This is a genomic window from Streptomyces sp. SID1328 (assembly GCF_009865595.1).
Lineage (GTDB): Bacteria > Actinomycetota > Actinomycetes > Streptomycetales > Streptomycetaceae > Streptomyces > Streptomyces griseoluteus.
Genome location: NZ_WWKH01000792.1, coordinates 1 through 18,151 on the forward strand (window position 1 = coordinate 1; position 18,151 = coordinate 18,151).

An 18,151-nucleotide genomic window follows, 5' to 3' on the forward strand; every position below is an offset into this window, starting at 1 on the left:
CCGAGCGAGGTCAATCTCTACAACGGGTCTGCTCAGCAGATCTCGGGGGCGGCCGAGGCCACCGTGGGGATGAAGGTCACCCGTAGTGGGTCCACTACTCAGGTTCACGACGGGACCGTGACGGGGCTGAACGCGACCGTGAACTACTCCGAGGGGACCGTGAGCGGGCTGATTCAGACCGACGTGTGTGCTGAGCCGGGGGACAGCGGTGGGTCGCTGTTCTCCGGGAGCAGTGCGGTGGGGCTCACGTCGGGGGGTAGTGGGGACTGCTCCTCCGGTGGAGAGACGTTCTTCCAGCCTGTGACTGAGGCGCTGGCCGCTACTGGGACGCAGATCGGCTGAGGTTCCTGGCTCCGGCTCCGGCCTTTGGGCCCCCGCTTCTCCTTCGGGAGGGCGGGGGTCCTTTGCGTGGTGGGGCGGGGCCGCGCCGGGGGGTGTCCGTCCTCGGTCCGGCGACTTCTGTTTCTTTGATGCGTTCGACTTGCCTCGTCGCCGGCCGCTGCGGGCGGACACCCCCCGGCACGTCCCCTCGCCGCCGTCGCCGGCCAGCCCGCCGTACGGGGCCGTTGTTCGGGACTGGGGTGGTCTTGTGCGGCTGGTGGGCGTGTTTTCGCAGGTGGGAGGGGTGGGCGCTCTTGTCGTACGTGCGTTCGATAGTGGGGGTATGGTGGAAGGGAACGGGTGTTCGATTGGCTTGAGTGGTGGGAGGTGCTGCGGTGGCGTTCGCGCATTTGCGGGCTGTCTCCGGGTTCTCCCTGCGGTACGGGGCCTCGCATCCGGAACGGCTTGCCCTGCGAGCCTCCGAGCGGGGGATGGATGTGCTGGCCCTTACGGATCGGGACTCGCTCGCCGGGGCCGTTCGGTTTGCCAAGGCTTGTGCGGGGAGTGGGGTGCGGCCCGTTTTCGGGGTTGATCTCGGGGTTGCCGTTCCTTCCGGTGGGGGTGGCGGTGGGCGGCTTCGGGCTCCGGTGCGTGGGGGCGCCTTCGTGGACGAGTCGGCTCCCCGGGTGACCTTTCTGGCGCGGGACGGGGCTTTGGGGTGGGCTGAGCTCTGTCGGATGATCAGCGCTGCTCATGCCGGGGGTGGGGGTACGCCCCTGGTGCCCTGGGAGGCGCTCCGGGGGGAGGGGGTTGTCGTTCTGCTGGGGCCCGACTCCGATGTGGGGCGGGCTCTGGGGGCCGGGCGGCCTGATCGGGCCGCGCGGTTGTTGGGTGCCTGGCGGGAGGTTTTCGGGGACGCTCTGCGGGTCGAGGTTGTGTGGCACGGGGTGGAGGGGACGGGGAGCGGGTCCCTGCGGCTTGCTGCTCGGAGTCTTGGGTTCGCCGTGGAGCAAGGGGTGCGGCCTGTTCTCAGTAATGCGGTGCGGTATGCCGATCCGGGGCAGGGGCGGGTGGCCGATGTGCTGGATGCCGCCCGGCGGCTGGTGCCTATTGATCCGCGGAAGGGGCTTGACTCCGGGGAGGCCTGGTTGAAGGGGCCGGCCGAGATGCTCCGGGTTGCCGAGCGGGTGGTGGAGGCTGCTGGGTACCGGCGGGAGACCGCTGGGCGGTTGATTGCCGAGACCCTCGCTGTTGCCGGGGAGTGTGTTGTTGATCCTGAGGATGATCTGGGGATCGGGAGTGTGCGGTTTCCCGAGGGGCGGCTCGTGGGGGCCGGACGGCGGGGGGCTCAGCGGGCGCTTGTCTCTAGGGCCGTTGCCGGGATGATGCGGCTTGGGTATTCCGGGCGGCGGGAGTACTGGGAGCGGATGCATGAGGAGCTGGAGATCATTGGACATCATGGGTATGCGTCTTATTTTCTGACCGTTGCCCAGGTGGTCGACGATGTAAGGGAGATGGGGATTCGGGTTGCTGCCCGGGGGTCCGGGGCCGGGTCTCTGGTGAATCATCTGCTGGGCATCGCCCATGCTGATCCGGTGGCGCACGGGTTGCTCATGGAGCGGTTCTTGTCGCGGGAGCGGGTTGCGCTTCCTGATATCGATGTGGATGTGGAGTCCGCTCGGCGGATCGAGGTTTATCGGGCGATTATCGGGCGGTTCGGCGGGGAGCGGGTCGCTACCGTTGCCATGCCGGAGACCTATCGGGTTCGGCATGCCATTCGGGATGTGGGGGCCGCCCTTTCGATGGACCCTGCCGAGATCGATCGGATCGCCAAGGCTTTTCCGCATGTTCGGGCTCGGGACGCCCGGGTCGCGCTTGCCGAGTTGCCCGAGTTGAAGGGGCTTGCCGGGGAGCAGGAGCGGTACGGGGTGTTGTGGGAACTGGTCGAGGCGCTTGATGCCTTGCCGCGTGGGGTTGCCATGCATCCTTGTGGGGTTCTGCTGTCCGACTCCTCGCTGCTGCGGCGTACTCCGGTGGTTCCCACCAGTGGGGAGGGGCTGCCGATGTCGCAGTTCGACAAGGAGGATGTGGAGGATCTCGGGCTGCTCAAACTGGATGTGCTCGGGGTGCGGATGCAGTCGGCCATGGCGCACGCCGTCGCCGAGGTGGAGCGGGCTTCGGGGGAGCGGGTCGATCTGGAGGCTTTGCCCGCGGGGGATGCCGATACGTATCGGCTCATCCGGTCCACCGAGACGCTCGGGTGTTTTCAGATCGAGTCGCCTGGACAGCGGGATCTGGTGGGGCGGCTTCAGCCTGATTGTTTTGGTGATCTGGTGGTGGATATTTCTTTGTTCCGGCCCGGTCCTGTTGCTGCCGATATGGTGCGGCCTTTTATCGAGGCTCGGCATGGGCGGGCGCCCGTGCGGTATCCGCATCCGGATCTTGAGCCGGCGTTGCGGGACACCTATGGGGTGGTGGTGTTCCATGAGCAGGTCATCGACATTCTTGCCGTCATGACCGGGTGCGGGCGGGGAGAGGCTGATGCCGTGCGGCGGTTGCTCTCCGATTCCGAGGCCCAGGGGCGGGTGCGGGTGTGGTTCGCTCAGCGGGCCGAGGAGAAGGGGTACGACGCCGAGACCATTCGGCGGACCTGGGAGATCGTCGAGGCCTTTGGGTCCTACGGGTTCTGCAAGGCGCATGCCGTTGCTTTTGCCGTGCCCACCTATCAGTCGGCCTGGCTCAAGGCGCATTACCCTGCCGCTTTTTATGCCGGGCTGCTCACGCATGATCCCGGTATGTATCCCAAGCGGTTGCTCCTGGCTGATGCCCGGCGGCTCGGGGTGCCGATTCTGCCGTTGGACGTGAACGTGTCCGGGGTCGCTCATCGAATCGAACTGGTGTCCGGGGTGTGGGGGGTGCGGCTCGCCCTCGCCGATGTGCACGGCATCAGTGAGGCGGAGGCCGCGCGGATCGCCGAGGGGCAGCCGTACGCGTCCCTGCTGGACTTCTGGGAGCGGGGGCGGCCGGGGCGGCCGCTCGCCCAGCGGCTGGCGCAGGTCGGGGCGCTGGACGCGTTCGGGGCCAATCGGCGTGATCTTCAGCTGCACCTGGCCGAGCTGCACCGGGGGTCCCGTAGCGGTCGTGGGGAGCAGCTTCCGCTGGGCGGGGGGCGGCGGACCGCTTCCGCCGGGCTGCCCGATCTCTCGGAGGCCGAGCGGCTCAGTGCCGAGCTGGGCGTGCTCTCCATGGACGTCTCCCATCACCTGATGGACGACCACCGGGGCTTCCTGGAGGAGCTGGGCGTGGTGTCGGCGCGGCGGCTGCGCGAGGCCCGGCACGGGGAGACCGTACTGGTCGCCGGGGCCAAGGCAGCCACCCAGACGCCGCCGATCCGGTCCGGCCGGCGGGTCATCTTCAGCACGCTGGACGACGGCACCGGGCTGGTCGACCTCGCCTTCTTCGACGACTCGCACGACGCCTGCGCGCACATCGTCTTCCACTCCTGGCTGCTGCTGGTGCGCGGAGTGGTGCAGCGGCGCGGGCCGCGCAGCCTCAGCGTGGTCGGGTCGGCTGCCTGGAACCTCGCCGAACTCGCCGAGCTGCGGGCCGAGGGCGGTCTGGAGAAGGTGGCGGCCCGGCTGGCCGAGCCCGTGCCGGAGGCGAAGGCCGCGGAGGACGGGGTGGGGCGCCGGATCCGGATGTCCACCGGCTTCCAGATGCACCCGTGGGCCGACCTGCGCCCGGCCGGCCAGGAGGTGTCCGAGCAAGCACCGTCCGCCATGCGGAAGTTGTGGCATCAGAGTCCGGGGAGTGCGGGATGACCATTCTCTGTGTGCGTTTTCGCCGGGCCGGCGAGGGTGACGGTGAGCTGGAGCTGTCCGAACTGCTCGGGCTGCTGGAGGAGTTCACGCCCGTCGTGGAGGGGCTGCCGCCCGACGGGGCCCTGGCCGATCTGCGCGGGGCCGAGCGGTACTTCGGACGCGGGCCGGTGGAGCTGGCCGCGCTGATCCGGGTGCGGGCCCTCGCCCGGTACGGGGTCGACTGCGTGGTGGGTGCCGGGCCCGGGCCGATGCTGGCCCGGATGGCGCTGCGACAGGCCCGGCCGGGAGTGGTGTGCGCCGTTCCCGACGAGCCCGGTGCCGGGGCGGAGTTCCTCGCCGGGCTGCCCGTGGTCGCGCTGCCGGGGGTGGGGACGGCCACCGCCCGGACCCTGTGCGAGTACGGGCTGGACACCCTCGGGCGGGTCGCCGTCGCACCGCCCGCCACGCTCCAGCGGCTCGTCGGGGCCAGGACCGCCCGTGAGCTGCGGGAGCGGGCCAACGGGGTGGACCGGGGGCGGGTCGTGCCGAACGCCGTCTCCCGGTCGGTGGCCGCCGAGCGGTCCTTCGGCAGGGACGAGCTGGACCCCGGCCGGCACCGGCGGGCGCTGCTGGCCGACGCCGAGGAACTGGGCGCCCGGCTGCGGGGGATGGAGCACGTCTGCCGCTCCCTGACGCTCACCGTGCGCTACGCCGACCGCTCCACCACGGTCCGCGGACGCACCCTCGCCGAGCCGACCGCGCACTCGGCCGATCTGACGAAGGCGGCGTACGGCATGTACGAGGCGCTCGGGCTCCAGCGGGCGCGGGTGCGGGCGCTCGCCCTGCGCGCCGAGGGGCTGACGCCGGCCGGGGAGGCCGCGCACCAGCTCACCTTCGACCCCGTGGACGAGAAGGTCCGCCGGATCGAGGAGGTCGCCGACCTGGCGCGGGCCAAGTTCGGACCCCGCGCGGTGATGCCCGGGACGCTCGCGGCCTGAGTTACCCGTGTTGCGGGAGTTTCTGGTGGGATTCGGCGGTCCTGTGCCGCCTCGTGACGGTTCCTCAGTGTGCGGGGGCTTCTGAGGGCGGATGGAACTTTTTACCGACGCGTAACTTCACAGTTGCACTACTCGTCCGTAACTTGACGAGTGAACAGCATCCCGTGATCCGGATCACAGGGTTAGGCCGTGCACCTTCTCCCTTGAGCCGCAAGGAGATCACACGATGCTGCCCTGGAAGCGAGCGCTCAGACCGCTCGCCGCGCTGGTCCTGGCCGCCGCGCTCGCCACCGTTCCCGCCGCCACCGCCCACGCCGCTCCCAGCAGTGGCTGGAACGACTACTCCTGCAAGCCCTCAGCCGCCCACCCGCGGCCCGTCGTCCTCGTCCACGGCACCCTCGGCAACTCCGTCACCAACTGGGTGTCACTCGCTCCGTACCTCAAGGAGCGCGGCTACTGCGTCTTCTCGCTCGACTACGGACAGCTTCCCGGCGTCCCCGTCTTCTACGGCCTCGGCCCGATCGACAAGTCGGCCGAGCAGCTCTCCGCCTTCGTCGACAAGGTGCTCACCGCCACCGGCGCCACCAAGGCCGACCTCGTCGGCCACTCCCAGGGCGGCATGATGCCCCGCTACTACCTGAAGTTCCTCGGCGGGTCCGCCAAGGTGAACGCGCTCGTCGGGATCGCCCCCAGCAACCACGGCACCGATCTGAGCGGCCTCACCAACCTGCTGCCGTACTTCCCCGGAGCCGAGGACCTCATCAAGTCCACCACGCCCGCACTGGCGGACCAGATCACCAACTCGGCCTTCATGACCAAGCTCAACGCGGGCGGCGACACCGTCCCCGGTGTGCACTACACCGTCATCGCCACCAAGTACGACGAGGTCGTCACCCCCTGGCGCACCCAGTACCTCTCCGGCTCCGACGTCCGCAACGTCCTCCTCCAGGACCTCTGCCCGCTCGACCTCTCCGAACACGTCGCGATCGGCATCTTCGACCGCATCGCCTACCACGAGGTCGCCAACGCCCTCGACCCGTCCCACGCCACGGCCACCACCTGCGCGTCCGCGTTCAGCTGAGGTGACTCGGGGCCCTGCCCGGCCTGAGCCGCCCGGCAGGGCCCCGCGTTCAGAGGGGTGTTCAGCGCGGGTTCCGGCCCGTCGCGCGCTGGCGCACCGAGAGGAACAGCGCGGCTGAACCGAGGGCCAGGGCGGTGGCGCCGCCGATGGCCGCGTACGAGGTGCCGGTGGGGGCGCCGGTCTCGGCCAGGGGGACCGAAGTGCCCTCCGGCTGAGGGGCGTTGGGGGCGGGGCTCACCGGCTTCGCCGAGGTGCTCGGGTCGTTGTCGCCATGGCCGTGGTGCTCCACCGTGGAGCGGTCGGCGCCGGCCGCGATCTGGCGCTCCGAGGGGGCGGAGACGGTGGGCGCGGGGGTGGTCCTCGCGGACTTGGTCACCTTGGCCGGACCGGCCGGGGCGGCCGCCGCCGCGCCGCCGAAGTCGACGTCCGAGCAGGAGTAGAAGGCCTCCGGGCTGTCCGAGCGCTGCCACACCGCGTACAGCAGGTGGCGGCCCGTGCGGGCGGGGAGCGTGCCGGAGAAGGTGTAGAAGCCGTCCGTGGCGACCGGATCGGTGGACTTCGCCACCGGGTCGGCCAGGTCCAGGTCGGACCAGGCCAGGGGCTTCGCCGGGTCGTAGCCGGGCTTGGTCGCGTAGACCTCGAAGGTGCCCTTGTGCGGGGCGGTCACCCGGTACTTGAAGGTGTACGAGCCGCTGTGCACGCCGGTGGCCGGCCAGTCGGCGCGCGCCAGGTCGAGGCCCTTGAACTCGTCGTTCCCCGCGCTGCACAGCTTGCCGTCGGGGATCAGCTCCTGGTGGCGGCCGCCCGCGTCGCCGATCCGGATGCCGTTCCAGTCGTACAGCGCCTGGGTGCCGCCCGCCGCCACGGCCGCCTGGCAGGCAGCCGACCCGGGGGACTCCGGGCCCTCCGCGAAGCACTGCGCGACCCGGCTGACCGGGTCGCCCATCGAACCGTGCGCGGACGCGGGCGCGCCGGCCAGCACGGTCAGGGTCAGCGGCGCCAGGCCGAGCGCGGCCGCGGTGGCGGCGGCCCGCAGCCGGGGCATGCGCCGCCCGCGCGGGGTCGAGGGCGTGGCGAACGGCATCGGAACTCCTCGGAACAGTGGGGCCGGCCGGCTGCCGGAAGGGAGCTGGTCCCGTGGGGGGACGGTCAGAAACTAGCCCCGCACGGCGACGGATCGACCCGCTCCGGCCCCCTTGAGGCGATCTTTATGGTCCGCTTAAGGCCGTGCTCAGACTGGGCTCAGGTCGCTACCGTGCCCGGCATGCACGAGCACCCCGAAGCCCCGGCCCGCGCCGCCACGGCCGCCGACGTGCCCGCCGTGCGCGCGGTCACCGACGCGGCCTACCGCCCCTACCTCGCGCGCATCGGTGTGGTGCCCCAGCCCATGGAGGCGGACCACATGGCCGACGTCGATGAGGGGTGTGTCTTCGTCACAGGAGAGCCCGTCACCGGACTCGTGGTCGTCCGCGCCCGCCCCGACCACCTCTTCCTCGACAGCATCGCCGTCCACCCGGACGCCCACGGCCGGGGCGTCGGCGGCCGGCTGCTGCGCTTCGTGGAGGCCCACGCCCGTGGGCTGGGGCTCCCCGAGATCCGGCTCTACACCAACGCCCTGATGTGGGAGAACCAGAAGATCTACTCCCGGTACGGCTACGAGTTGGTGGAACGCCGTGTCGACGGCCCCTACGACCGGCTCCACTACCGCAAGCCGCTGGACCGCTGACGGAACCTGATTGTCAGTGGTGGATGGCACGCTTGCCGGATGAGTGACGCGAGCGAGTGGACCGCCGGGGCGGACGTGGACTGGGACGCCCAGGCCGCCGTCTTCGACGACGAACCGGATCACGGCCTGCGGGCGCCCGAGACACGGGCCGCGTGGGCCGAAAGACTTCGCGGGTGGCTGCCCGGACCGCCCTCGGACGTGCTCGACCTCGGCTGCGGCACCGGAAGCCTCGCGCTGCTCGCCGCCGAACAGGGGCACCGGGTGACCGGCGTCGACGCCTCCCCGGCGATGGTCGAGCGGGCCCGCGCCAAGCTCGCCGGGCAGGACGCGCGGGTCCTGTGCGGGGACGCGGCCGTACCCCCGGTCGGGGAGGAGGGCTACGACGTGATCCTCGTCCGGCACGTGCTGTGGACGCTGCCCCGCCCCGCCGAGGTGCTGCGCCACTGGCGCACCCTGCTGCGCCCCGGTGGCCGGTTCGTGCTGGTGGAGGGCGTCTGGGGGAGCCTCTCCCCGGTAGGGACGCCCGTCGATGAGGTCACCGCCCTGCTGGCGCCCCTGGCCGGGCGGATACGGGTGGAGCCGCTGTCCGGCGACCCCCTGCTGTGGGGCAAGACCGTCACCGACGAGCGGTACGCGGTGCTGGCCGAGATCTGAGGCTCAGACCAGGCCCGTGAGACCCTCCGCGCGGGCCCGCACCTCCAGCTCGTCCAGCGCCCGCCGGGCGGCGGCCGCCGCCTCCGGGTCCCGCTCGGCCAGCCCGCTCGCGGCGAACTCGTCCTCGTCCAGCCGGAGTACGTCGTTGCCGTCGCCGGAGACCCAGAGGTCCAGGTCGAGGTCCTCCACCACGAGTTCGGCGCCGGACCGGACGGCGGGCCGGGTGATGTCGCAGTACCAGCCCTTCAGGGTGCCGTCCTGCGCCCGCACCTCCTTGACCGAGTACCAGCGGTCCCGCCAGTAGTGCTCGGTGAACACGTCGCCCGGTTCGAAGCGCACGAACCCGAAGTCCCGCACACCCTCACCCGCCCAGGGTGCGCGCACCGACACACGGGTGCCGTCGTCCGCGAGCAGCGCCGCCGGGTAACGGATCTTCGTACGCCCCGCCTTGACGAGGACAACTTCCAACTCGCCAGCTAGGTCAGCCGAGTTCGCGGACATACCGCACCTCCGTGGCGCAGAACTCGTAGCCGAGCCACTTGTTGATGGCGATCATCGGGCCGTTGCCCGCGTCGTTCCCGGTGAACGCCTCGGTGTGGCCGGCCGCGCGCGCCCGGTGCAGCGAGTGCAGCTTGGCGAGCTTGGCCAGGCCCCGGCCCCGGTAGGCGCGGGAGGTACCGGTCATGTCGGTGAAGTAGCGGGTGGCGCCGTCGGAGTAGGCCACGCTGAAGGCGACCGGACGGCCGTCCACCACCGCGACCACCGTCAGGCCGAGGTCCAGCAGCGGGTGCTCCCAGGTCTCCGCCAGCCACGCCTCGTAGTCGGAGTAGGTGATCGTGACCTCGCCGGGCTCGTCCGCCACGGTCTCGGCGTCCAGCTCGAACAGCGGGCGGGGGTCGGCCGCGAAGTCGGCGGCCGTGCGCAGCTCCACCCCGGAGGGGGTCTCCGGGAGCGGCGGGAGGGTGCCGTGCGCCAGGTCGAGGCGGAGGAAGCGGGCCGGGCGGCCGGCCCGGTAGCCGTGCCGTTCGGCGAAGCGCACGCTGGCGGGCTCGTCCAGCACCCAGGAGTACAGCCGGGTGGCGCCCAGCGACGCGAGGTACTCCTCGGCGGTGGCGACCAGCAGATGCCCCGCGCCCCGGCCGGTGCGCTCCGGGTGGACATGGACGTTGACGTACGCCTGTCCCGGCTCCGTGCTCTCGTGCGCGAGCGCCACCTGCGCCGTGCCGATCACCTCGCCGTCCTCCTCCGCGACCAGCGAGCGGAACTTCGCGTCCGGATGGCTCCGGGTCAGGACATGGCGTACCGACTCGGAGGTGAACAGGATGTAGGGCAGCGCCAGCCGTCGGACCCGGGCGAAGCCCTCGGTGTCGGCCGGCACGTCGGGGCGCAGGTCGCGCACGAGTACGGTCATGAGCAGGCACCGTACGGGCGGGACCGCCGGAGTGCCTCTCATTTTCCGCCCGGTGCGGGAGAATCGCCCTGTGAGCCTGAAGATCCACATCGATGACAGCGCGGCGCCGTACGAGCAGGTCCGGGCGCAGATCTCCGAGCAGGCGCGGGCGGGCGCGCTCCCGGCCGGGTACCGGCTGCCCACCGTGCGCGGCCTCGCGGAGTCCCTCGGCCTCGCCGTGAACACCGTCGCCAAGGCGTACCGCGCGCTGGAGGCGGACGGCGTGATCGAGACCCGCGGCCGCCACGGCACCTACATCGCAGCCCCCGCCGCCACCCGCGAGGCCAGCATCGCCGCACAGGCGTACGCGGAACGCGCCCGCCGCCTCGGCCTGGACCACGACACCGCCCTGGCCACCGTCCGCGACGCACTCCGCGCCGCCTACGGCACCGACTGACCGGCGCTCACCGCCGCGCCCAGGGCTCCGGTGTCCGCGTAACCTCCAGCCCCGCCCGGCGGGCCAGGCTGCCGAATTCGGCCGCGTCCTTGACCGCCGCGCCTCTCGGGTCGTTGTTGAAGTAGGCGTAGACGTCCTGGCCCTCCGGCCAGGTGCTGGCGATGCGGTCGACCCAGGACTGGAGTGCCTGGGTGCCATAGCGGGGCCAGGGCTTGGCGCGGCCGCGGTGGAAGCGGACGTACCCCCAGTCGGCTGTGCGCCACAGCGGACCGGCCGGGCGGCCCAGCTGGTCCGCCCAGCACAGGGCGGCCTTCCGCGCCTCGAGCACCTCGCGGGTCTGCGGGGTCCACCAGGAGTCGTGCCGTGGCTCGACCGCCACCCGGGTCTTCGCCGGGAAGCAGGCCAGGCAGGCGTCCAGCAGCGGGGGGTCCGCGCGCAGGGTCGGCGGGAGCTGGAGCAGCACCGGGCCCAGGTCCGCGCCCAGCCCCTCGGCGTGGCTCATCAGCCGGTGCACCGGCTCCTCGGGGTCCCGCAGCCGCTTGATGTGGGTCAGATAGCGGCTCGCCTTCACCGCCACCACGAACCCCTCGGGCAGCCGCTCCCGCCACGCCTCGAAGTTCTCGCGGGAGGGCAGCCGGTAGAACGCGTTGTTCAGCTCCACCGTGGCGAAGTGCTCCGCGTACTCCTCCAGCCACCGGCGCACCGGCACGCCCGCCGGGTACAGCACGCCCCGCCAGCTCTTGTACTGCCACCCCGACGTACCGACGAACAGGGTCATGGGTCCATCAAAACATCCGCGCGCGGGCCGGGCGGGCGGACGGACCGCGCCCACCGGAACGGCCCACCCCGGAATGCGGGCCCGCGCGGTTACAGGTACAGCCCCGCGTCCGCCCCGTCCCGCGCCCCCGGCACCGAGGTCGGTGCCGTGCCCCGGCGCAGCGCGTACAGCTCGGCCAGTGTCGAGCCGTCCCGGCCCAGCTCGTTCTGCAGCTCCGGGGCCTGGTCGCCGAGCCAGCTCACCGCCTCCGGGCGGGTCAGCGGGCCCACCTCGATCCGGGCCAGACAGCGGCCGGGCCGGACCACGGCCGGGTGCAGCCGCTCCAGGTCCTCGTTGGTCGTGACCCCCACCAGGACATTGCGGCCCTGGCCCAGCAGCCCGTCGGTCAGGTTCAGCAGCCGGGACAGCGCCTGGCCCGCGGTGTGCCGGGCCTCGCCCCGGATCAGCTCGTCGCAGTCCTCCAGCAGGAGCAGCCGCCAGCGGCCCTTGCCGGGGCCGTCCTCCTCGCCGATGGCGATGTCCATCAGATAGCCCACGTCGGAGAAGAGCCGCTCCGGGTCCAGTACGCAGTCCACCTGGCACCACTCCCGCCAGGACCGGGCCAGCGTGCGCAGCGCGGATGTCTTGCCGGTGCCCGGCGGCCCGTGCAGCAGCAGGAGCCGGCCCGCGATGTTCTCCGGCGTCGTCTTCATCAGCCGGTCCATCGCCAGGGCCACCGGCGCGGTGTAGTTGGACCGCACCTCCTCCCAGGTGCCGGCCGAGATCTGCCGGGTGGTGCGGTGCGGGCCGCGCCGGGGCGAGACGTACCAGAAGCCCATCGTCACGTTGTCCGGCTGCGGGGCCGGCTCGTCGGCCGCGCCGTCGGTGGCCCGGCCCAGGACCTCCTTGGCCAGCTCGGCCGTGGTCGCGGTCACCGTGACGTCCGCGCCCCGGTTCCAGCGGGAGACCAGCAGGGTCCATCCGTCGCCCTCCGCGAGGGTCGCGCTGCGGTCCTCGTCCCGCGCCATCCGCAGTACCCGGGCGCCGTCGGGCAGCAGGGTCGCCTCGGAACGGACGCGGTCGATGTTGGCCGCGTGCGCGTACGGCTGCTCACCCGTGGCGAAACGGCCGAGGAACAGCGCGTCGACGACGTCGGAGGGCGAGTCGGAGTCGTCCACGTTCAGCCGGATCGGCAGCGCGTCGTGCGGGTTCCGCGGGTTCACAGACATGCCGCCATGATCGGGCACCGGCGCACCGCGCGCACGGCAATTCCGCCGCTTGTCCCCAGGTGTTCCCAACTCACGCCCGACGCCGGGTTTCCGCCGTTACTGTGGAGCTGATGGGCAGTCATGGGTGGTACACGGGGGCACGGAGGTGGCGGCTCACCGCCCTGCTCGGCGTGTGCGTGACCGCGCTGGCCCTGCTGGTCACCCTCCTGAACACCTTCCCCGGACGCGGCGCCGACACAAGCGGCACCACCCGCGACGGCGACCGGCCGCACGGCACGCCCGCCGCCCCGTCCGGACCCGTACACCCCGATGTGGGCTGGGGTTTCACCCACACCCAGTACAGCGCCGACCAGGGCGGCGGGAGCGACCGCGTGGCCCGGCTGCTCAAGGGCGACGGGGGGCTCCCGCAGGACCAGGCCGTGATGGGCTGGGGCGCCGACAATCCCGAACCCGTGAAGGGGCGCTACGACTTCGGCGCTCTGGACCGCCGTATCGACTTCATCCGCGCCTCCGGCGGCACCCCCGTCATCACCCTGTGCTGTGCCCCCGACTGGATGAAGGGCGGCAAGGCCGGTGTCGGTGCCACCGACTGGAGCCAGGGCTCGCTGGAGCGGGCGCCCGACCCGGAGCACTACCGGGACTTCGCCGACCTCGCCGCCACCGTCGCCCGCCGCTACCCCGACGTACGGCACTTCGTCGTCTGGAACGAGTTCAAGGGGTTCTGGAACGAGACGAAGGGCCGCTGGGACCACGAGGGCTACACCAAGCTGTACAACCTGGTGCGGGCGGCGCTGAAGAAGGCCGACCCGGACAACCTCGTCGGCGGTCCCTACCTGCCCATGGACAGCGTCGACCCCCGCGCCTCCGAAGCCTCCGCCCGGGTGCGCGGACCCTGGGGCGCGATGGACCGACGCGTGCTGGACGCCTTCGACTACTGGAACGCCCACAAGTCCGGCGCCGACTTCGTCGTGGTCGACGGCTCCAGCTACACCAACGACGACGAGCTGCTCCCCGACGAGTTCGCCGCCACCGCCAAGTTCACGGCCGTGGGGGAGTGGGTGCGCGAGCGCACCCACGGCCTCCCGCTGTGGTGGGCCGAGTACTACGTGGAGCCCGCCGACTCCCGGGACCGGCGCGCGGGCTGGTCCGAGGACCGCCGGATCGCCGTGCACGCCGCCGGGCTGATCGCCATGGCCCGGGGCGGCGCCCAATCCGGCTTCTACTGGAACCCGGAGAGGAAGAGCGGCGCCGACTGCCCCGGCTGCCTGTGGACCCCGACCGGCGACAGCGGCGGCGGCCGCGAACTGCCCATGTACGGCCTGGTCTCCCGCTTCGGCAAGGCGTTCCCGCCCGGCACCCGGTACGCGAAGGTGTCCGTCGCCGCCGACGACCGCCCCAACCTCCGCGTCCTGGCGAGCCGGGACACCGTCCTGGTGGTGAACACCCTGGACCGCCCGGTCAGCGCCCGCGTCGACGGCAAGCGGTTCGAGATGCGCGGCTACGAGGTGAAGTGGCTCGACCGCTGAACCACTTCCCCCCCTCAGCTCATCGTGAGGAACCGCTGCACCAGCGAGGCCAGCACCACCGCCAGCAGCGGCAGCGCGAACCAGAACGCGCTCTGCGACCGCCGGAGCCGTCCCACGCTCGGCCGGCCCGCCACCCGGAGCACCTCGCGCCCGGCCAGCAGCAGGATCAGTACCCCGGCGGCGAGTGCGGCCACCACCGACCACGGTGTCCAGGTGATCTGCGGCCCGATCGGACCCGGGTCCGGCTCGGGCACCGCCGCAGACCCGCCGCCGCGCAGCGCGTACACGGTCGCGTCCCCGTTCACCAGCACCTTGGCCAGCTCGGCGCGGCCGTCCAGGGTCCGGGTCAGCCGGGACTCCCAGGACGCCGGGTAGCCCGCGTCCAGCTCCAGATAGCGGACCTGGCTCTCGTTGACGATCAGATACGAGTGGGGGCCCGCGTCCTTCAGCGACTTCACCAGCCCGGACACCAGCACCGGGTCGGGAGGGGCGAGCGTCGGCACATAGGTCACCCGCTCCATGTCCCGCGCGCCCCAGGCCAGCGCCGGCGTCACGTCGTTGACCGTGTCGGTGGTCAGCCACAGCAGCCGTACGGTCGGCTTGTCATGGGCGTAGACCCAGTTCATCGCCGCGACCTCGCCGGGCCGGGTCCGCTCGAACGGCTCGTTGCCCCAGCGGGCCACCAGGAAGCCGCCGATCAGCAGCAGCCCCGCGAGCAGCGCGGCCGGCGCCCCCAGGCTCATCCGCCGCCGCTCGTCCGCACCGGTACGCGGGAACAGTGCGAGCGCCCCCAGCAGGGCCGCGCCCGGCAGCGCGAACATGAAGACGCGCAGCGCCATCTCGCCGCCGTACGACTGCATGCCGAAGCCGAGGAACGGTACGAACGCGAGGACCAGCAGGGAGCGTTCGCGGTAGCCGTGCTCGCGCCGCCGCCACCAGCCCCAGCAGGCCAGCGCCAGCACCGAACCGGCCAGCAGCACCCGCGCGTACAGCACCAGCTTGTGGGTCGAACTCCCGCCCTCGATACGGCCGGAGACCGAGGTCGACACATTGCCGCCGACCCCGCCGAGACCGCCGAACAGCTCGTCGAAGTGCCCCGACCAGTACGGCTCCGCCATGAAGCCCACCCACACCGCCACCACCACCGCGAACAGCAGGGGCAGCCCGCGCAGTTCGCACCGGCGCAGCAGCACCAGGGCCGCGAGCACCCCGAGCATCACGAACGGGGTGAGCTGGTGGGCCGGGACGCAGGCCAGGAACAGGGCGATCAACACCAGCAGCAGCACGACCCGCTGGCGCCGGCCGGTGGGCTCCACCTCGGCCTCGCCGGGCCGGAACCGGGACCAGATCATGTGCGGGGCCCGGAACCACACCAGCAGGATCGCCACGAACACCAGGTACAGCAGATAGGTGAAGCCCTGCGGGGAGAAGTAGTCCTGCCCGACCCAGCCGCTCAGCGCGAACAGCCACACCCCGGCCCACCGGGCCCGCCAGCTCGCCCGTAGCGACCGGGTGAGCAGGAACATCGGGGCCAGGTACGCGAGTTGGATCGCCGTCGGCCACCAGCGGATCACCTCGGTGAAGTCCGACACTCCGCATGCCTCGGCGACGAACGCGGTGACCGCGAAGAAGCCCGGCCAGCTCCAGCGGGCGTCCAGGTCGGGCACGGTCGAACCGGTGCGGTCGATGTGGTCCAGGAAGCCCAGGTGCTGCCAGGCGGTGGGGAACCGGGGCGCGCTCTCGATCACGGCGGGCAGCGCGTGCAGCGAGAACACCGTGGCCACCAGGGTGAGCAGCAGCAGCGCCCGGTGTTCCCGGCGCAGCCTGAGCAGCACGGCGAACACCGTGACCAGCAGCGCGGCACCGGCCAGCGTCGGCAGCGGCAGCACCGAGACCAGGCCGAGGCCGCCCATCCGGTCCAGGCCGGCGTCGGTCAGGCGCAGCGCGGGGAGCCAGTAGAGAAGGAGTGCGGCGGTGAGGAGGCAGCCGAGGACCAGGCCGGTGCGGGTCGGGGAGCGCCGGGGCCGAGGCGGTGGAGGCTCGGCGGGGGCCCGCTTCTCGTCCGGAGGAGCGACCGGCGGGGCCACGTCGCAGGGCGCGTCCGCCTGCCCGGTCTCCTTGACCCAGGAGGGCGCCGGCCGGGTGGCCTCACGCGGCCCCAGATCGGCCAGGTCGCCGTCCGGGGCCGCGGTCACCGGGCCGGGCCGGATCACCTGCCACAGGCGCGGCGCGGCGACGGCCACGATCACCGCCAGGCTGCAGATCTCCGCGACGCCCGCGCCGGTCAGCCCCATCCGGGGCAGGAGCAGCAGCGTCAGGGCCAGCACCAGCACACACAACATCCCCTGGAGCCAGGCCAGTCCGGCCGTCCGGCTCTGTGCCCGGAGCACCGCGAAGTACGTCTCCATCACCACCCGCAGCACCGCGCCGACCGCGAACCAGCGCAGCAGCGGCGTCGCCGCGTCCGCGTACCCCGCGCCGAACACGCCGAGAATCCACGGAGCGCCGACGAAGAGGACGCCCGCGACCGGCAGCATGATCCGGGCCATCCGCTTCAGCGCCGCCCGCGTGTTGGCGGCCAGCCGCGCCGGGTCGTGGGAGCCCTCCACGGTGAGGGAGGCACCCATGTTGATGGCGAGCAGGTTGGTGGTGCCGCCGATGGTGGTGGTGATGTAGAAGTACGCGTTGTCCTCGGCGCTGACCTGCGACGCGATGATCACCGGGACGAGGTAGACCACCCCGAGCGAGAACAGCGAGCCGGTGTAGTCGCCGGCCAGGAACCGGCCGATCTCCCGCAGCGTCGGCGGGTGCGCCCGCCCCTCGGTCGCCGCCGTGTGCCGGGGCACCAGCCGCCGGAACACCAGCCAGCCCAGCGGGAGTACGGAGGTGGCGATGGCCGCGACCCAGGAGACGAACACCCCTGCGGTCGGTATCGCCACCGCGAACGCCACCAGCAGACCCAGCTTCACCGCCGAGAACACGGTGTTGCCCACCGGCACCCACGGCGCGCTGCGCAGCCCGGTCAGCACCCCGTCCTGCAGGGTCAGCACGTTCCAGGCGACGACCGCCGCGAGGAACCCGAGCCCGTTCACCGGCCCGTGCAGGAACCGGTACGACGGCCCCCACACGTCCAGCGTCAGCAGGAAGACCCCCGCCGCCACCGCCACCACCAGCGAACTTCCGGCGTAGATACGGAAGATCAGCCGCGCGGTGGCGCGTCCGGCGACCGGGATGAAGCGGGCCAGGGCACCGGTCAGGGTCACCGCGGTCAGCCCCGCGAGGAGCTTCATCGCGGCGATGGCGGCCGAGCCCTGCCCGACCGCCGACTCCGGGTAGTAGCGTGCCGCCGCCAGCCAGAAGCCGAGACCGAGGACGGCGGAGATGCCAGTGTTCAGCATCAGCGCGTAGGCGTTGCGGAACAGCGGATTGCCGCCGAACGCGCGGCCCAGCAGGGGCAGTCGCGGGCGGCTCCCCGGCGCGGAGACGGCCGGGGCGGCCTCTTGGGCGGTGGTCGTGTCAGACACGGGAGCGGATGGCCTTCCGGCAGACCTGGCGTGCTCTTCGCACGAGTGCGTATCCCTTGGTGAGCGCACGGTCCCTGGCGAAGTCCCGTGCGATGGACCGTCCTTCGAGCAGCCGCTCGAACTCGGCCACCCCCGTGCCGCGCCGCACGGTGACCCGGCGGAGCGCGTACGGGCCCTGCCGGCGCCGGGCCAGCGCGTTGCCGACCGCCAGCGCCTGGGTGTACCCGGCCGCCCGCACCGCCTGGCGGACACGGCGGCTGGAGTAACCGTAGGGGTAGGCGAACGACATCGGGCGGACGCCCAGTTCGTCGGTGAGGATGCCGGTGCTGTGCTCCAGCTCGGCGGCGAGCGCGGCGTCGTCCAACTGGTCGAGCTGCGGGTGGCTGTGGGTGTGGCCGCCGATCTCCACACCACTGTCGGCCAGTTCGCGCACCTGGTCCCAGTCGAGCATGGCGTCCAGGCCGCCCCCGGTGTCGTACGGACCCCTGAGCCAGCCGGTGGAGGCGAACAGCGTGGCCGGGAAGCCGTGCTTGGCGAGCACCGGCAGGGCGTGCCGGTGGACGCCCTCGTAGCCGTCGTCGAAGGTGATCAGCACCGGCCGGGCGGGCAGCGGGCGCCGGTGGCGCCAGTGCGCCGCGAGCGCGGCGGTGGTGAGCGGGGTCAGCCCCAGGTCGCCGATGAGCGCCAT

At 72.2% G+C, this 18,151-nt stretch carries 15 protein-coding genes; 8 read left to right on the forward strand and 7 right to left on the reverse strand.

What is annotated here, in order from left to right:
- The 4 genes from GT030_RS25500 to GT030_RS25515 form a co-directional block, all read left to right on the forward strand.
- Nucleotides 1-342 (forward strand): trypsin-like serine protease (locus GT030_RS25500; protein WP_161203121.1); only part of this gene is annotated, 342 nt, incomplete at its 5' end.
- Nucleotides 343-716: 374 nt separating this feature from the next.
- Nucleotides 717-4,142, forward strand: a complete 3,426-nt coding sequence (locus tag GT030_RS25505) for a DNA polymerase III subunit alpha (protein WP_161203122.1) — start codon at nt 717-719, stop codon at nt 4,140-4,142.
- Complete coding sequence (locus GT030_RS25510; RefSeq protein ID WP_161203123.1) at nt 4,139-5,119, forward strand: hypothetical protein; 981 nt, start codon at nt 4,139-4,141, stop codon at nt 5,117-5,119. Before GT030_RS25505 ends, GT030_RS25510 begins: the two co-directional genes overlap by 4 nt.
- A gap of 226 nt (nt 5,120-5,345) precedes the next feature.
- Nucleotides 5,346-6,200 carry an alpha/beta fold hydrolase gene (locus tag GT030_RS25515; RefSeq protein WP_135792569.1) on the forward strand — a complete coding sequence of 285 codons (855 nt, stop codon included), beginning with the start codon at nt 5,346-5,348 and terminating at the stop codon, nt 6,198-6,200.
- A 61-nt stretch (nt 6,201-6,261) separates the two neighbouring features.
- Here the strand turns inward: GT030_RS25515 and GT030_RS25520 are convergent, their stop codons facing one another.
- Nucleotides 6,262-7,245 carry a lytic polysaccharide monooxygenase gene (locus GT030_RS25520; RefSeq protein ID WP_161203134.1) on the reverse strand — a complete coding sequence of 328 codons (984 nt, stop codon included), beginning with the start codon at nt 7,243-7,245 and terminating at the stop codon, nt 6,262-6,264.
- 219 nt (nt 7,246-7,464) lie between these two features.
- On the opposite strand from GT030_RS25520, the gene GT030_RS25525 reads away from it, so the two are divergent.
- The gene (locus GT030_RS25525) at nt 7,465-7,926 is read left to right on the forward strand and encodes a GNAT family N-acetyltransferase (protein ID WP_161203124.1); all 462 of its coding nucleotides are present in this window, start codon (nt 7,465-7,467) and stop codon (nt 7,924-7,926) included.
- A gap of 39 nt (nt 7,927-7,965) precedes the next feature.
- The gene (locus GT030_RS25530; protein WP_161203125.1) at nt 7,966-8,580 is read left to right on the forward strand and encodes a class I SAM-dependent methyltransferase; all 615 of its coding nucleotides are present in this window, start codon (nt 7,966-7,968) and stop codon (nt 8,578-8,580) included.
- A 3-nt stretch (nt 8,581-8,583) separates the two neighbouring features.
- On the opposite strand, the gene GT030_RS25535 is transcribed toward GT030_RS25530, so the two are convergent.
- Together GT030_RS25535 and GT030_RS25540 are read right to left on the reverse strand one after the other, a co-directional pair.
- Complete coding sequence (locus tag GT030_RS25535; RefSeq protein WP_161203126.1) at nt 8,584-9,081, reverse strand: DUF402 domain-containing protein; 498 nt, start codon at nt 9,079-9,081, stop codon at nt 8,584-8,586.
- Nucleotides 9,062-9,991 (reverse strand): GNAT family N-acetyltransferase, encoded by a 930-nt coding sequence (locus GT030_RS25540; RefSeq protein WP_161203127.1) that lies wholly within the window; start codon nt 9,989-9,991, stop codon nt 9,062-9,064. Before GT030_RS25540 ends, GT030_RS25535 begins: the two co-directional genes overlap by 20 nt.
- A 70-nt stretch (nt 9,992-10,061) precedes the next feature.
- Here GT030_RS25540 and GT030_RS25545 point away from each other — a divergent pair, with 70 nt between their 5' ends.
- On the forward strand, nt 10,062-10,427 hold the full coding sequence (locus GT030_RS25545; protein WP_161203128.1) for a GntR family transcriptional regulator: 366 nt from the start codon (nt 10,062-10,064) through the stop codon (nt 10,425-10,427).
- A 7-nt stretch (nt 10,428-10,434) separates the two neighbouring features.
- On the opposite strand, the gene GT030_RS25550 is transcribed toward GT030_RS25545, so the two are convergent.
- Together GT030_RS25550 and GT030_RS25555 are read right to left on the reverse strand one after the other, a co-directional pair.
- On the reverse strand, nt 10,435-11,205 hold the full coding sequence (locus GT030_RS25550) for a DUF72 domain-containing protein (RefSeq protein ID WP_161203129.1): 771 nt from the start codon (nt 11,203-11,205) through the stop codon (nt 10,435-10,437).
- Between the two features lie 89 nt (nt 11,206-11,294).
- Nucleotides 11,295-12,413 (reverse strand): DUF5925 domain-containing protein, encoded by a 1,119-nt coding sequence (locus GT030_RS25555; protein ID WP_161203130.1) that lies wholly within the window; start codon nt 12,411-12,413, stop codon nt 11,295-11,297.
- A 110-nt stretch (nt 12,414-12,523) separates the two neighbouring features.
- On the opposite strand from GT030_RS25555, the gene GT030_RS25560 reads away from it, so the two are divergent.
- Entirely contained in the window at nt 12,524-13,939 is a 1,416-nt protein-coding gene (locus GT030_RS25560) for a xylan 1,4-beta-xylosidase (protein ID WP_161203131.1), read from the forward strand.
- A gap of 14 nt (nt 13,940-13,953) precedes the next feature.
- Here the strand turns inward: GT030_RS25560 and GT030_RS25565 are convergent, their stop codons facing one another.
- Both GT030_RS25565 and GT030_RS25570 read right to left on the reverse strand, forming a co-directional pair.
- Nucleotides 13,954-17,463 (reverse strand): lipopolysaccharide biosynthesis protein, encoded by a 3,510-nt coding sequence (locus GT030_RS25565; protein ID WP_161203132.1) that lies wholly within the window; start codon nt 17,461-17,463, stop codon nt 13,954-13,956.
- Nucleotides 17,456-18,151, reverse strand: a 696-nt coding sequence (locus tag GT030_RS25570; protein WP_161203133.1) for a polysaccharide deacetylase family protein, incomplete at its 5' end; no start/stop codon positions are given. The genes GT030_RS25570 and GT030_RS25565, both read right to left, overlap by 8 nt.